A 14,514-nucleotide genomic window follows, 5' to 3' on the forward strand; every position below is an offset into this window, starting at 1 on the left:
TGCAGATTAGTTTAATTTTCAAAATAGCTTAGCATTTGTCTCGATACGTTTGTCCAATCAAACTGTTTAATATCTTGATAGGCAATTTCCGTTTTCTTTATGATATCTTCTTTACTATATTCTAAAAAACTAAGTATCATTTCTTCTATAGCATTCACATCTTCTATAGGGATTAGAAATGCATTAGAGTTTGATGAAGGATAATATCCTGTGGTTATAACCGGAACTTTACATGCCATGGATTCTAGGATTGGGTAATGGATAGCATCCAACTGTATTGTCTGCGCACAAATATATACGTCCAAAGAATTATAAAAATTGGCTAAATTTTCATCTCCATCAGGCTGGCTAGTTATTATACCTTCAATATTTTCTAAATCTTTTGTACCAAAAGCAACATTCAATTCAATATCCAGATTATATTTATTTTTTAGGTTTTTGAAAGCCTCTATAATATAGCCAGTTCCTTTGTGTTTTTCTTTTCTACCAATAGTACCTATAACAAGCTTTTCGCTCTTTTTATTTTTTATTTCTCGAAAGATATTTAAATCCAGACCAGGTGGAACATATTTTTCAGCCTTAATTTCCTTAAAATCAAAATACATTTTAGAATTTACAATCATATTGAGACCCAATCCATAAGACCGTTTACTAACATACTGAAGCACTCTATTCTTTAATGTAAGTGGATTAAAAAAGTCTGGTTCATATGCCTGAATATAATAAAATTTTTTGGCACTATTAATACATTTTGCAACAGGTTGTGCAGTCAATGAATGATTGGCTAGAATTATATCACAAGTAATGTTATCCAACACATTTTTCAAAATCCTTCTTAATGAAAAGATGCCTAAAACAGGAGTGTTATACTCCATCTGATTTGTAGAAGACAAGCTGCCATTATTGTCATAATATAAAACTTCAGCCTTGGTTGGATAGTAGGGAATATCACTGCTTTTATGAGATAAAAACACGACTTTGTGCCCATCCTTTATAAAGTGGTTAGCCAATTGAGAAAGCACTCTAAAACCACCCGCTTTACCATACGCATATATAGGAATAATTATCTTCATGTAATTTTAAATAGCTTATTTTTAAATATAAAAATCATTGATACAAAATATATAATATAATTGATACAATATGATTGAGTTGCTCCAACAACTCCGTTTTGATTAATGAAATAATAAGACAAAACAACCAACAAGACAGAAAACACTATTTCGGTTGTGATATAGGTTTTTGTCATGGATTTTGCCACCATTACAAAAGCTAACAACCAGCTCATAATTTTGAAAAAATCTCCAATCAATTGCCATAAAAATAGTTCTTTCATTGGATAAAATTCCTTTGTAAAAAGTATATTTATTACCATATCTTTTAAGAAATAAATGAACAATAAAGTTACAAATATTAGTGGAGTTATGATTTTATAGGTTTTAAGGATTTCTTGTTTCAACAGTTTATTATCTTTTATCTCAGATAATTTTGGCAAATAATAAACACTAAAAGATGTCGTAACAAACATAAGATACATTGCAGAAATCCTGTTGATTCCTTCCCAAAAACCTGCTTCTGTTATCGAAAATTCTTTAATAATATAGCCTCTTATCAACAATTGTGACACAGGACCCGTCATTGCAGTTACAAGCGCCATCAAACTGAAAGAAAGGTATTTCTTAATGATAGTCTTATCCCAACTACCCCATAATTCTTTCGAAAACCATTTTTTTTCTTTTAAATAAAAGAGAGTGATAAAAAAAATAATGCCTTGGTAGGTGACTAAAGCTACTAAAGTTCCTTGCAAATCATAAAACCAAGCTAATATAATTGTAAATAGTAAGCTAACAATATTTGTAAAGATATTAATTGTAACAAAGATCTTAAACTCTTTGAAACCATTAAGCACTGATAAGAAAAAATTGTTAAAAGATAATAAAACCAAACTCACCCCGAAAAGGATAAAGAGGTAATAGTATTTTGTCTCAAACAAAATCCATTTGCTAAGATATATGGAAAAAATGATTAAAAACAGTCCAGATATTAATGAAAAAAAAGTGGTTAATTTAAAACCATTTTTAAGATATTTTTTTAGTTCTGATTCATTCTCTTTATATTCTGAAACATATTTTACAATACCATTATTGATTCCACCAGCTCCTATTGTCGTAAATATTGCTGTAAAATTTTGCAACTGCCCTACTAATGCAACACCAGCAGGACCTATTACACTAGCTACAACTTTTACAGTAATGTAACTGGTAATCAATTTGATTAATGTAGAAAGCCCTGTAAATGAGAAAACTTTTACAAGATCACTTGTTAGTACTTTCTTTATTTTCGAAATCATTAAAACCGGTTAATAATAGAGATTACATCAGAAACTTCTTTCTCACTCATCACTGGCGAAATAGGCAAGCTCAAAACTTCATTATGTATTCTTTCCGTAATTGGAAATGACAAATCATTCCATTCCTTGTAAGCTTCTTGTTTATGAGGTGGAATAGGATAATGAATGATAGTTTGTATTCCATTTTCTGTAAGATAAGTCTGTAGCTCATCTCTTTTCCCTGTTCTGATTACAAAAACATGCCATACATGCTCATTCTCATCTGCAGGATATTCAGGAAGTATAATACTGGAATTTTTAATTTCGCCTATCAATCTTTTGGCAATATGTCTTCTTACCTCATTTTCATTATCTATATACTTTAGTTTTACATCCAATACGGCAGCTTGAATTTCATCAAGTCTCGAATTTAATCCTTGGTATATATTAACATATTTCTGATTTGAACCATAATTTGCTAAAGCTCTGATCGCTTTTGCCAAATCATCATCATTGGTTGTCACAGCCCCAGCATCTCCCAAAGCTCCAAGATTTTTACCCGGATAAAAACTAAAACCTGCAGAATCCCCAAGGTTTCCAGCTTTTATACCCTTCCATTCCGCGCCGATAGCTTGAGCGTTATCTTCAATAATTTTAAGATTATGCTTTTCCCCTATTTTCTTAAGCTCTTCAGAAAATACAACTCTTCCCTGAAGGTGTACAATAAGGATTCCTTTCGTTTTAGGGGTAATTTTTTCTTCAATTTTAGAAATATCAATATTATAAGTATTGATCTCCGGTTCCACTAAAATAGGAACCAGGCCATTATCTGAGATGGCAAGGATAGAGGCAATATAAGTATTAGAAGGAACTAAGATTTCATCTCCTTTCTTCATTATACCCAATTCAATATAGCCACGAAGAATAAGGCGTAAGGCATCTAAACCATTAGCAACACCAATTGCATGTTTTGAGCCTATATATTGGGAAAGATTTTTTTCAAAATTAGAAAGTTCACCACCCATAAGGTACCAACCTGATCTGAAAACTTCCAGAAGCTTTGCTTCTATTTCGTTTTGATACTGAAGATTGATCTTTTGTAAATCAAGAAATTTAATCATTATTCTATGTTTTTAATCTTTTTAGCGGGATTACCTACCCATAATTCATTAGCTGGCACATCTTTAGTCACCACACTCCCTGCTCCAATTAAAGCATTTGTTCCAATGGTAATTCCTCCCAAAATGGTAGCATTTGCGCCAATACTTGCTCCCTTCTTAACAATTGTCTGCTGAAATTCTTCAGGATATTTCTTAGATCGTGGATACCTATCATTGGTAAATGTTACATTAGGTCCAATAAATACGTTATCTTCTATTCGCAATCCATCCCAAATCTGTACTCCAGGTTTTATGGTTACATTATCACCTATAATTACATCATTTTCAATGAAAACATGACAATTGATATTGCAATTATTTCCAATGACTGCGTTTTTTAGAATAATACTAAACTGCCAAACGAATGTGTCTATCCCAATATTAGTTGTCTGAACATCAGATAAAGAATGAATTCTATTCATTGATATAGTTTAAAAAATCTTGATAATTTCTAATATAGTCCTTTTCATTAAACGAATGAGAGGCTAATACTAAACAAATTGCACCCGAAGAAAAGTTAACTTCTGAAGCCCATACTCCCGGAGGAATATGTAATCCTATATCAGGACGATTAAGAAAGACCTGTCTTTTGAATTTTCCATCATCTAAGGAAACTTCAAAACTTCCACTTGCCGCAATGAGGAATTGGTGGCATTCTTTATGGGCATGTGCTCCACGGCTTTCACCACCAGCAATATCATAAAGATAAAATACTCTCTTTATATTAAAGGGAAATGATGAGTCGTTCTCAACAACTGTTAGATTCCCTTCTGCAAAATTGATTTTTCCCAAATCAATTACACTGCAATCAAATACTGAAGCCTTACTTTCCATTGACTAATATTTTAAACTCTTCAAAATCTCTAATATAATCTTCATTATTATATAGCTTGTCTGATACAATAAGGGCTAATGAATTAGTAGAAAAATTCTCTAATCTTCGCCAATACATTTTGGGAATGTACAAACCATAGTAAGATCTGTTTAAAGAAAATCTTTCTTCTTTTATACCATTATGGAGTATTACATCAAAACTTCCTGAAAGTGCAATAATAAATTCCTGCTGTTCTTTGAACGCATGGCTTCCTCTTATTTCTCCTCCTGGCACATCATAGACCCAATAGGTTCTTAAAATCTCAAAGGGTAATTGATTGGGGTGTTCAAAAAAAGACAAATTGCCCCTCGGATCAACAATTTTAGGAAGTGTAATGAGAACGGGTTTATCCATAATTAAAATTTGTTTTTTAGTTTTGTAAACCAATTTTGCTCTTCAGCATGATATCCATACCCATATTTATTACCATATCCAAAGTAATCTTTATCAACATCATTTAATATAAAGCCTACATTCTTAATTTTCTGGCTGCTGATACTCTTATTTGCAAAATCAATTAATGCATTTTCTGTATATCTTGATCTTGTTACATATAAAGTAACATCAGCCATATCAGCGATCAGGAATGTATCTGTAACAAGCATTAAAGGAGCCGTATCCAGAATAATATAATCATATTGGTCTTTCAATTCTTCAATTAAATGTTCATAACGTCCATTTGTAAGAAGTTCTGTGGGATTTGGAGGAATACTTCCAGAATAAATAACATCCAAATAAGGATTGAACGTAGATACGTGTACAACTTCCTTAATATTTACTTTATCACTGTACAAATATTCTGTAAGACCTAACAAACCTTTTCTAGCAGGATTATATCTCTGAAGCTGTGGGTTTCTAATATCAGACCCAATAATAATAACTTTTTTATTCGGAGTAGCTAAAGTAAGTGCTAAATTAACGGAAACAAAAGTTTTCCCTTCTCCCTTTACCGTTGAGGTAACGAAGATCACTTTAGCATCTTTCTTTTTAGGAATCATAAAATTCATATTGGTAATAAGAATTCTAAATGCCTCTGCCAAAGGTGAAAGATCATTAAGTTTTACCAATTCATCCTGACCTCTTAATAAACCAGGGATTTCACCTATTACAGATTTACCATTAGAAAGTTTCTCTAGATCACTTCTTGATTTCACTTTATTATTAAGAAGTTCTTTTAGATATACAATAAGGAAAGGGATAGCAAAACCACAAACCAATGCTCCTAGCAGTATAAGTATTTTTTTTGGTGCAACCGGTTTAGGTGAAGCATAAGCATAATCTACTATTCTTGCTTTACTGGCTGTTACAGCTAAAGAAATAGCAGTCTCTTCTCTTTTCTGTAATAGAAGTAAATACAAGTTTTCCTTTATCTGCTGCTGTCTCTCAATGCTCCTAAACATCTTCTCCTGAGCAGGAATTTTCGTAATTTTTGAGCTTATCTTGTTCTGCTCTCCTTCATATTGATTTTTAGCTAACTGAATCCCTGTTCTGTTTTTAATAAGACTTTCCATTACAGAGCCCTTTAAAGACGAAATCTGTTTGTTAAGATCTATAATTAATGGGTTTTGAGGAGTTGCATTTTCTAATAAACGGTTTCTCTCCAATACCAACTGATTGTATGCAGAAATATTAGTGGTAGCAGTGGTATTATTTAAACCAATATTGGTAGGTAGAACCTGACTGTTATTTTGTCTACCCATAAAATCAATCAACGCATTGGTCAGTTCAAGCTGAGATTCAAGATCAATTTGTTTTGCTCTTGCTTCTGCAGAAACTTCAAGATTAATTTTAGCTTCTGTAACTAGATCAGTAATCTGATTATTCGATTTGAATTTTTCCTTTTCATTTTCAACCTGTCCTAATTCATTTGAAATGATATTGATTCTGTCATCTATAAAATCTTTTGTCTTTTTAGATTCTGAATTTTTATCTGAAATAGCTTCATTATTATAAGCTTCTACTAATTTGTTTACTATATCTTTAGCTTTAGATACATTCGCATAATTCAGAGATAATCCAATTACTGTAGCATCTTTATTTACTAATTTCACATTTAATATTTTCTGTAAATTATCGACAGCACCATCAACCGTTGAATAAGTCATATAAATATCTCCCATTTCACCAGCTTCTAATTTATTAAACTGGGAATTTTTCAATATGATTATATTAGCATAAGGAAGATTTATAATTTTATTGAACTGAGTTTTAACTTCAGGTAATTCATCGCTATCTAAAGTTATATTATTTCCGGAAATTTTTATTGAAATAGGTTTTTTGGGTCCTTTTGTAAAAGGTTTCTCATTAACTACTTCAATGATAATAGGAGATGTACTTTTGTAAAGTTCTTTTTCTTTTAAGCCATATTCTGTGTAAACAGAAGTTTGTAACCTTAATTGTTTTACAACTTCCTGCATTAACTTTTTAGACTTAAAAACTTCTATTTCATTCTCTATACTGTTGGTTCCCATCCCCCCCAATACTGACAGGTCCTGCAATACGCCAAAATCTCCGCCACCAGAAGGAGCTTTTTTAGCATCTTTAATAAGTACCGATGATTGAATACTAAATACCGGGGTAGTCAGTTTTAAATAAAAATAACTGATAATTAAAGACACTATAGGGATAATTACAAACCATAACCAGTTTCTTAAATAGGGTTTGATTATTTCCTGAATATTAATTTTTTCTGATTCTTCAATAACTGGATTATCCATTATTTAATTTTAAATTTTACAAATTATTCTGTCAATTAACAACAGATATTTATTAGTTTTATTATTTTAATTATAGTCTAGCATCTACTAGACTTCTATCAATACAAGCTTTAGTATCAAAGATAACACTATCTTTTTTCTTTAGTTTTTCAAAATCTAAGGTAAGAAATTCTTTATGGGATACAGCAATGATAATAGAGTCATATTTTTTATCTTCCGGAAGTTGATCCAGAATACTTATTCCATATTCATGTTCCACTTCTGATTTGTTTACCCATGGATCAAAAATGTCAACTCCAATTCCGTAGTCTATTAATTCATTATAAATATCAATTACTTTGGTATTTCTAACATCGGGGCAATTTTCTTTAAAGGTTACCCCTAAAATTAAAGCTTGTGAACCTTTTATAATCTTACTTTTTGCTATTAATAGTTTTACCACTTTCGACGCTATAAATTTTGCAATTGAATCGTTTACTCTTCGACCGGATAAAATAACATCAGGATGATACCCCAATTGCTCTGCTTTATGAGCTAAATAATATGGATCTACAGAAATACAGTGTCCGCCTACTAATCCCGGTTTATATGGTAAGAAATTATATTTTGTACCAGCAGCTTCAAGAACATCATGTGTATCAATTCCCATTCTGTCAAAGATGAGGGCTAACTCATTAACAAAAGAAATATTCACATCCCTTTGGGCATTTTCAATGGCTTTAGATGCTTCAGCAACCTTTATGCTAGGTGCTTTATGGGTACCTGCTGTAATGATTTTTTTATATAAATGATCTATTTCGTCTGCAATTTCAACAGTAGACCCGGAGGTTACTTTCTTTACACTTGTTAACGTGTTTATTTTATCTCCTGGATTAATTCTTTCCGGAGAATAGCCTACAAAAAAATCTTCATTGAGTTTTAACTGAGAATACAGTTCTAGTATCGGAACACATTCTTCCTCTGTACAACCGGGAAAAACGGTAGATTCAAATATTACAATATCTCCTTTTTTAATAATCCCTCCTAACATTTTTGATGCTGTCAGCAATGGATTTAAGTCGGGAGCATTATATTTGTCAATCGGAGTGGGTACAGTTACTATAAAAATGTTACAGTCTAAAATTTCATTCAGTTCACTTGTACCATTATAACCTATGCTTCCGCCAGATTCTTTATAAGAGTGTAAGCCTTCATTAAGCTTATGGATATCTGCTTCCAGGGTTATATCGTAGCCATTATTAAGCTGGTTAATTCTGTCTGCATTAATGTCAAAACCCAACACCGGATAATGACCTGCAAACTCTAAAGACAAAGGTAATCCTACATATCCTTGTCCAATAACAGCTATTTTATATGATTTCATTTCTTTGTGATTTTATTAGAAGAGCCTACCTTACATTTATAATACAATCTAAATAAAATTGCATTTTAAATATATACTCTTACTTTTTAAATAAACCAACTACTACAGCAAGAGCAGTAACTACAACAGAAGCTGCAGTCAGATAAATTGCTGTATTAGGGTTTTGCTTAGAGGCTAAATCTCTTGCTTTATTTGATGGAACAATAATAGCATCTCCTTGCTTCAGGTTAAAATATGGAGAATTAATAAGATTAGCATCCTGTAAATTGATTTTACCATGCGTAACCGTTCCGTTTTCAGTTCTTATTACTAAGATATCCGTCCTTTTACCATACATCGTTAAATCTCCTGCAAGCCCCAGGGCATTGAGGATAGTAGCCTGCCCGTTAGATATGGTATAGTCTCCTTGTTTATTAACCTCACCTAAAACTGTTATTTTAAAATTTGCAAGTCTGACACTTATTGTCGGATTAATAACATATTGACTTACTTTATCTTTAATTTCATTTTTAAATTCTACAAGTGATTTACCTTTTGTATCAATCTTACCAAGAACAGGAAAATCTATATTCCCTTCACTGTCTACAATATATGTGGGTCCAGAAATGGTTGTCATCCCCTGGTTAGGAGTATTTCCTCCTGCTAGACTATTTGTCTGGATCATTTCAGAAGAAGAATAATTTTGATTGAATGGTTTTACTACATCCATATCTTTTGCAGTGATCAAAACTACTAATTGATCACCAGTCTGTATAGTAGAATTAGAATTTTTAGCAGAGGATTCTACTGCAACATTCTCTATATTCTGCATATAATTTAAATCATTCTGGGCATTTTCCTTTACCTTACATGATATTAATAAGAATACAAAAAATATCCCTAATATTTTACTTTTCATATTTTAAAATTGTGCAAATATACACTTATATTTTTTTCTATTTATCTAAAACCTCGTAGATTGAATTATTGCTTATAAATTCAGGTACTATTAGCTTTAAAATCTTAACAACTTCTACTTTTTCTTTATTGACAGAAGCCTCTCCGATCAACTGGACAAGACTCTCTATTTCTGAAAATGACATGGTAGGATCTTTAGAAATCATGATCTTTTCATTATGGGTAGGAAGAGTTTTTGCATTATCACTTAACAGCTCTTCATATAGCTTTTCTCCCGGTCTAAGTCCTGTGTAAATAATCTTAATATCAATGTTGGGTTCAAATCCTGATAGTTTGATCATTCTTCTGGCTAAATCCAGAATCTTCACCGGCTCACCCATATCGAAAACAAAAATTTCACCTCCCTGCCCCATTGTTCCAGCCTGAAGAACCAGTTCACAAGCCTCAGGAATGGTCATAAAATATCTTACAATATCAGGATGTGTGATTGTTACAGGTCCTCCAGCTTCAATCTGCTTTTTAAAATGTGGAATAACGGAACCGTTTGATCCCAGAACATTTCCAAATCTTGTGGTAATAAATTTTGTTGAATTTCCTTCAGCATGTTGTAAAGACTGAACAAATAGCTCTGCAGCTCTTTTAGAAGCTCCCATTACATTAGTAGGGTTTACCGCTTTATCCGTAGAAATCATCACAAATCGGTTTACTTTATAACGACTGGATAAAACAGCAATATTTTTTGAACCCAAAACATTCACCCGAATCGCTTCATTAGGATTATCTTCAACAAGAGGCACGTGCTTATAAGCTGCAGCATGATAGACCATTGAGAAATTATACATCTCAAATAGCGGCTCTACTCTATGTATATTTGAAACATCTGCAAGAACAAATTTAAACCTGATATGAGGAAACTTGTCTTTCATTTCAAGCTCGATATCATATAACGGCGTTTCAGCCTGATCTAATACAACAATTAAAGAAGGTGTAAACTGAGCAACCTGTCTTACAATTTCGCTACCAATAGAACCAGCACCACCAGTAACCAGTACATTTTTACCGTAATGTCTGCTTTTGACTTCTTCGTTTTCAATTTTTATAGGCTTCCTGTTAAGCAAATCTTCAATTTGAAGATTTCTGATTGATCCTCCCAGATCACTATCTCTCAGTTTTTGCACTGAAGGGGCTTTAAAAACATTCAGATCTTTTTCCAGAAATAAATTCACCCAGGAATTCATTTCATCCTTAGCCATCATTTCTTTTACTATAATAACCCCGTCAACAAGAAGATCATCTTTAGTATTCTCTTCTATTTTTTCTTTTGCGTAAATAGGTTTCCCTAAAAGTGAAGCTCTTTTTGAATCCGTTCTTTGAGTCAGGAATCCTACCACCTGGTAAGGAAGGTTGGGATTATCTAAAATAGCCCTTGCAATAGCAATAGACTGCTCATCAATCCCCAATACAAGGATTCTTTTTTTCAAAGTACTTCTCCTGTACTCTCTGACAATGTGAAAAAATTCTTTGACATAGAGTCTAAAAAGAAATAATCCCATAAAGGATATAACGAAGTATAAAACAAGATAGGGTGTTAAAATGAATTTTCCTCCGGTAACCCAGAAATACATCAGATTAATTGTCGCAACGACAAATAATGTAGAGAAGCAGGAAATAAGAAGTTTAAATAAATCTATAAATGTGGAATGTCTGATAATCCCTGCATATGTTTTAAAAAAATACATAAATGCTGTATTTACCAGAATGATAAAAGCAAAAACAATACTTTTTTCTTCGTGATAAATAAACTCTTTTTGGGTAATTTTTTCAATGATATACGTAGAGAGAAATAAGGATATTACCAAAATAATAATATCTATTACAAGTATTATCCATCTGGGAAGATATCTTACATCTGAGAGATTGACAACATTATCTCCTCCAAATATTTTTTTTCTAAGAGAGTTATACATTGTCTTGATTGGTGTTCATATGTTATTAAATGTGATACAATTTCTAGCCGCTTAATTCAACTCACATTGAATCATTCGTGCAAAATTAAAATAAAATATCATCAATATCCTAAATCTAAAAAATAATTTTACTTTCTTAGATTTTTCAGGACATCTGCAATTCTATTTTTATCTTCCACAGAAAGATTGGACCCTGACGGCAAGCATAAACCCGCTTCAAAAAGCATACCACAAATATTATCCCCAAAAAAATTATACCCTTTATATAGGGTTTGCAAATGCATAGGTTTCCATAAATACCTGGTTTCTATATTATTCTCAGAAAATATTTTTTTTAATTTTTCTTTTGTCATTCCAGACTTATTTCCTTCAATGGTGACTGTGTTCAGCCAATAGTTAGAAAAAAAATCTTCACCTGGCTCTTCCAAAAGATTGATGGTTTCATCATTTTCAAAGATACCCTGATAAAACTCATGGTTTTCTCTTCTTTTTAATATCCTGTCTTCTAAAACATCCAGTTGCCCTATTCCTATTCCTGCAGAGATGTTACTCATCCTGTAGTTATATCCTATGTCTGAATAACTGTAATAGTCTTTATTTTCGTTGGCTTGGGTAGAAAAGGAAAAAGCTCTTTCTTTATTTGCTTTGCTTCTAGATATTAAAATTCCCCCACCTGAAGTCGTAATAATCTTATTCCCGTTAAAACTAATCACAGATAAATCTCCAAATGTTCCACAAGGTCTATTTTTGTATGTACTGCCCAAAGCTCCGGCACTGTCTTCAATAACAGGAATTTCATATTTCCTGGAAACTTCAAGGACTTCATCTACCATAAACGGCATTCCATATGAAGATACGGCAATGATTGCTTTCGGTTTCTTACCTTGCTGCAGACAATATTTAACAGCATCTTCCAAAGCATTGGGACACATATTCCAGGTAGAAGCCTCACTGTCTACAAAAACAGGAATTGCTCTTTGATAAAGAATGGGATTAGCAGAAGCCACAAAAGTAAAAGACTGGCAGATCACAAAATCCCCTTCTTCTACATTCAAAAGTCTCAATGCTAGGTGTATTGCTGCTGTCCCTGAGGACAAAGCGGTCACAAAGGAGTCTTTTCCAAGATAGTTTTCAAGTCTTTTTTCAAACCCATCTATGTTTGAACCGTACTGAGAAACTCCGTTTGTATCTAATGCAGTCTGTATATACTGTAACTCGCTGCCTCCTAAGTGTGGAGGTGAAAGCAAGATCTTATTCTTTTTCAATTTGTGTGTTTGTTGTTTAATTTATGTTTATTCAAAAATATCATTTATTTTCTCATATTCAAAACCTCTGCTCATTAAATATTTTATAGTTTTTGATTTTCTCTGATATTCCTTAAGTCCCGTCTGTTTAGAGAAATAATCTTCATAGATTCTTGTGATGGTTTTCATGTAATCATCTTCATAAATTTCGTCAAAACACATATTGATCAGTTTTTCAGAGATCTGTTTCTGTTTAAGATGCATTTTGATTTTATTTTTCCCCCAGTGCTTGATATAAAACTTACCGCGGATATAACTACGTGTAAACCTTTCTTCGTTCAGATAATTTTCTTTCATAAGATACAATAAAATTTCCTCCTTTGCTTCCTCAATAAGCAGAAATTCTCTCATTTTCTGCTCTACTTCGGCATGACATCGGTCCTGATAAACACAATAGTTCACCAATTTCATCTTAATTTCATCAAAAGTAAAAGATTTCTTTTCCATATCTGCAAAAAAAAGAATGAGCGCCCGCTCATTCTTTGTATTATATTTTTTCTGTTATATTAATAATTGAATAGAGCTTTTCCTTCCATTAATTCATTAACCTTCTTTCTTACAGATGTAAGAACCTCTTCATTTTTAATATTGTCTACCACATCAGAAATAAATCCGGCAATGGTATCCATATCGTTTTCCTTAAGTCCTCTTGTTGTAATTGCTGCTGTTCCTAGTCTGATACCAGATGTTGTAAATGGTGATTTGTCATCAAAAGGAACCATATTTTTGTTACAAGTAATATCAGCAAGTACTAATGCTTTTTCAGTTTCTTTACCATTTACTCCCTTGTTTCTAAGATCTACAAGCATCAGGTGATTATCTGTGCCTCCGCTTACAATATCAAACCCTCTGTCGATCATTGCTTTGGATAATGCCTGGGCATTAGCTTTAACTTGCTTTGCATATGTCTCAAACTGTCCATCTATAGCTTCTCCGAAAGCGACTGCTTTACCGGCAATCACATGTTCCAGCGGCCCTCCCTGTATTCCCGGGAATACAGCTCCATCCAATACCTGGCTCATCATTTTAGTTTCTCCTTTTGGAGTTTTGTGACCATAAGTATTTTCAAAATCTTTCCCCATCATGATCATACCTCCTCTTGGACCTCTTAATGTTTTGTGTGTAGTAGTAGTTACTACGTGGCAATGCTCAAATGGCGAGTTTAATAATCCTTTAGCTACTAAACCAGCAGGATGTGCTATATCTGCCCAAAGTGTTGCTCCAATTTCATCTGCAATCTCTCTGAATTTAACATAATCAAGATCTCTTGAATATGCTGAGAAACCTGCAATCATCATTTTTGGTCTTTCTCTTAAAGCTACTTCCCTCATTTGGTTGTAATCAATAAGCCCTGTTTCTTTTTCTACACCGTAAGAAACCACTTCATATTGAATTCCTGAAAAATTCACTGCAGAACCATGAGTAAGGTGTCCTCCCATTGAAAGGTCCATTCCCATAATTTTATCTCCAGCTTTCAAAACAGCAAGATAAATGGCTGCATTGGCCTGAGAACCGGAATGTGGCTGAACATTCACATAATCTACTCCGAAAAGTTCTTTTGCTCTGTTGATGGCTAATGTTTCAACCTCATCTACCACTTCACATCCCCCGTAATATCTTTTTCCGGGATATCCTTCAGCATATTTATTTGTCAGTACACTTCCCATTGCTTTCATCACGTTTTCAGAAACAAAATTTTCTGATGCGATAAGCTCTAATCCATGGGCTTGTCTTTGTCTTTCCTTTTCAATCAGGTCAAAAATAATATCCATTTTACTTTTAGTTTTTGAAATTTTTCACCCCAAATGTACGGAATTTCCCTTGAGGTTTCAGCATCAAATTATATGATTTTTAGCCCCTAAGTGTTGTAAAACCTTACCGGTAATGTATAATTATAACCTTT

Annotated in this window: 13 protein-coding genes; all 13 read right to left on the reverse strand. The window is 32.7% G+C overall.

Annotation, left to right across the window (positions count from 1 at the left end; all coding sequences use genetic code 11):
- Nucleotides 1-11: 11 nt before the first annotated feature.
- The 13 genes from LQV47_RS19065 to glyA all read right to left on the reverse strand — a co-directional run bounded on the left by LQV47_RS19065 (nucleotide 12) and on the right by glyA (nucleotide 14,383).
- Nucleotides 12-1,073, reverse strand: coding sequence for a glycosyltransferase family 4 protein (locus tag LQV47_RS19065; protein WP_230040409.1), 1,062 nt, complete (start codon nucleotides 1,071-1,073; stop codon nucleotides 12-14).
- Nucleotides 1,070-2,350 carry an O-antigen translocase gene (locus LQV47_RS19070; RefSeq protein WP_230040411.1) on the reverse strand — a complete coding sequence of 427 codons (1,281 nt, stop codon included), beginning with the start codon at nucleotides 2,348-2,350 and terminating at the stop codon, nucleotides 1,070-1,072. The genes LQV47_RS19065 and LQV47_RS19070 overlap by 4 nt, the downstream gene beginning before the upstream one ends.
- A complete protein-coding gene (locus tag LQV47_RS19075) occupies nucleotides 2,350-3,450 on the reverse strand; it encodes a DegT/DnrJ/EryC1/StrS family aminotransferase (protein ID WP_230040413.1) in 1,101 nt (366 codons plus the stop codon). The genes LQV47_RS19070 and LQV47_RS19075 overlap by 1 nt, the downstream gene beginning before the upstream one ends.
- Complete coding sequence (locus LQV47_RS19080) at nucleotides 3,450-3,911, reverse strand: acyltransferase (protein WP_230040415.1); 462 nt, start codon at nucleotides 3,909-3,911, stop codon at nucleotides 3,450-3,452. Before LQV47_RS19080 ends, LQV47_RS19075 begins: the two co-directional genes overlap by 1 nt.
- Nucleotides 3,904-4,323, reverse strand: a complete 420-nt coding sequence (locus LQV47_RS19085; protein ID WP_230040417.1) for an FdtA/QdtA family cupin domain-containing protein — start codon at nucleotides 4,321-4,323, stop codon at nucleotides 3,904-3,906. The genes LQV47_RS19080 and LQV47_RS19085 overlap by 8 nt, the downstream gene beginning before the upstream one ends.
- Nucleotides 4,313-4,717 (reverse strand): FdtA/QdtA family cupin domain-containing protein, encoded by a 405-nt coding sequence (locus LQV47_RS19090; RefSeq protein WP_230040419.1) that lies wholly within the window; start codon nucleotides 4,715-4,717, stop codon nucleotides 4,313-4,315. Before LQV47_RS19090 ends, LQV47_RS19085 begins: the two co-directional genes overlap by 11 nt.
- 2 nt (nucleotides 4,718-4,719) lie before the next feature.
- On the reverse strand, nucleotides 4,720-7,080 hold the full coding sequence (locus LQV47_RS19095) for a tyrosine-protein kinase (RefSeq protein ID WP_230040426.1): 2,361 nt from the start codon (nucleotides 7,078-7,080) through the stop codon (nucleotides 4,720-4,722).
- A gap of 70 nt (nucleotides 7,081-7,150) precedes the next feature.
- Nucleotides 7,151-8,443, reverse strand: coding sequence for a nucleotide sugar dehydrogenase (locus LQV47_RS19100; protein WP_230040434.1), 1,293 nt, complete (start codon nucleotides 8,441-8,443; stop codon nucleotides 7,151-7,153).
- Between the two features lie 79 nt (nucleotides 8,444-8,522).
- Complete coding sequence (locus tag LQV47_RS19105) at nucleotides 8,523-9,341, reverse strand: polysaccharide biosynthesis/export family protein (protein ID WP_230040436.1); 819 nt, start codon at nucleotides 9,339-9,341, stop codon at nucleotides 8,523-8,525.
- A 37-nt stretch (nucleotides 9,342-9,378) separates the two neighbouring features.
- Entirely contained in the window at nucleotides 9,379-11,307 is a 1,929-nt protein-coding gene (locus LQV47_RS19110) for a nucleoside-diphosphate sugar epimerase/dehydratase (RefSeq protein WP_230040438.1), read from the reverse strand.
- Between the two features lie 128 nt (nucleotides 11,308-11,435).
- Nucleotides 11,436-12,572, reverse strand: a complete 1,137-nt coding sequence (locus tag LQV47_RS19115) for a DegT/DnrJ/EryC1/StrS family aminotransferase (RefSeq protein ID WP_230040440.1) — start codon at nucleotides 12,570-12,572, stop codon at nucleotides 11,436-11,438.
- A gap of 27 nt (nucleotides 12,573-12,599) precedes the next feature.
- On the reverse strand, nucleotides 12,600-13,058 hold the full coding sequence (locus LQV47_RS19120; RefSeq protein ID WP_230040442.1) for a regulatory protein RecX: 459 nt from the start codon (nucleotides 13,056-13,058) through the stop codon (nucleotides 12,600-12,602).
- A gap of 59 nt (nucleotides 13,059-13,117) precedes the next feature.
- On the reverse strand, nucleotides 13,118-14,383 hold the full coding sequence (gene glyA / locus LQV47_RS19125; RefSeq protein WP_230040444.1) for a serine hydroxymethyltransferase: 1,266 nt from the start codon (nucleotides 14,381-14,383) through the stop codon (nucleotides 13,118-13,120).
- Nucleotides 14,384-14,514: the final 131 nt, after the last annotated feature.

The organism is Chryseobacterium sp. Bi04 (genome assembly GCF_918698085.1).
In the GTDB taxonomy this organism is placed as follows: Bacteria; Bacteroidota; Bacteroidia; order Flavobacteriales; family Weeksellaceae; genus Chryseobacterium.

Coding starts and splice junctions, on each gene's coding strand:
- LQV47_RS19090 (WP_230040419.1), bottom strand. CDS start 4,717: ATGGATAAACCCGTTCTCATTACACTTCCTAAAATTGTTGATCCGAGG.
- LQV47_RS19120 (WP_230040442.1), bottom strand. CDS start 13,058: ATGGAAAAGAAATCTTTTACTTTTGATGAAATTAAGATGAAATTGGTG.
- LQV47_RS19070 (WP_230040411.1), bottom strand. CDS start 2,350: ATGATTTCGAAAATAAAGAAAGTACTAACAAGTGATCTTGTAAAAGTT.
- LQV47_RS19095 (WP_230040426.1), bottom strand. CDS start 7,080: ATGGATAATCCAGTTATTGAAGAATCAGAAAAAATTAATATTCAGGAA.
- LQV47_RS19085 (WP_230040417.1), bottom strand. CDS start 4,323: ATGGAAAGTAAGGCTTCAGTATTTGATTGCAGTGTAATTGATTTGGGA.
- LQV47_RS19075 (WP_230040413.1), bottom strand. CDS start 3,450: ATGATTAAATTTCTTGATTTACAAAAGATCAATCTTCAGTATCAAAAC.
- glyA (WP_230040444.1), bottom strand. CDS start 14,383: ATGGATATTATTTTTGACCTGATTGAAAAGGAAAGACAAAGACAAGCC.
- LQV47_RS19105 (WP_230040436.1), bottom strand. CDS start 9,341: ATGAAAAGTAAAATATTAGGGATATTTTTTGTATTCTTATTAATATCA.
- LQV47_RS19065 (WP_230040409.1), bottom strand. CDS start 1,073: ATGAAGATAATTATTCCTATATATGCGTATGGTAAAGCGGGTGGTTTT.
- LQV47_RS19100 (WP_230040434.1), bottom strand. CDS start 8,443: ATGAAATCATATAAAATAGCTGTTATTGGACAAGGATATGTAGGATTA.
- LQV47_RS19110 (WP_230040438.1), bottom strand. CDS start 11,307: ATGTATAACTCTCTTAGAAAAAAAATATTTGGAGGAGATAATGTTGTC.
- LQV47_RS19080 (WP_230040415.1), bottom strand. CDS start 3,911: ATGAATAGAATTCATTCTTTATCTGATGTTCAGACAACTAATATTGGG.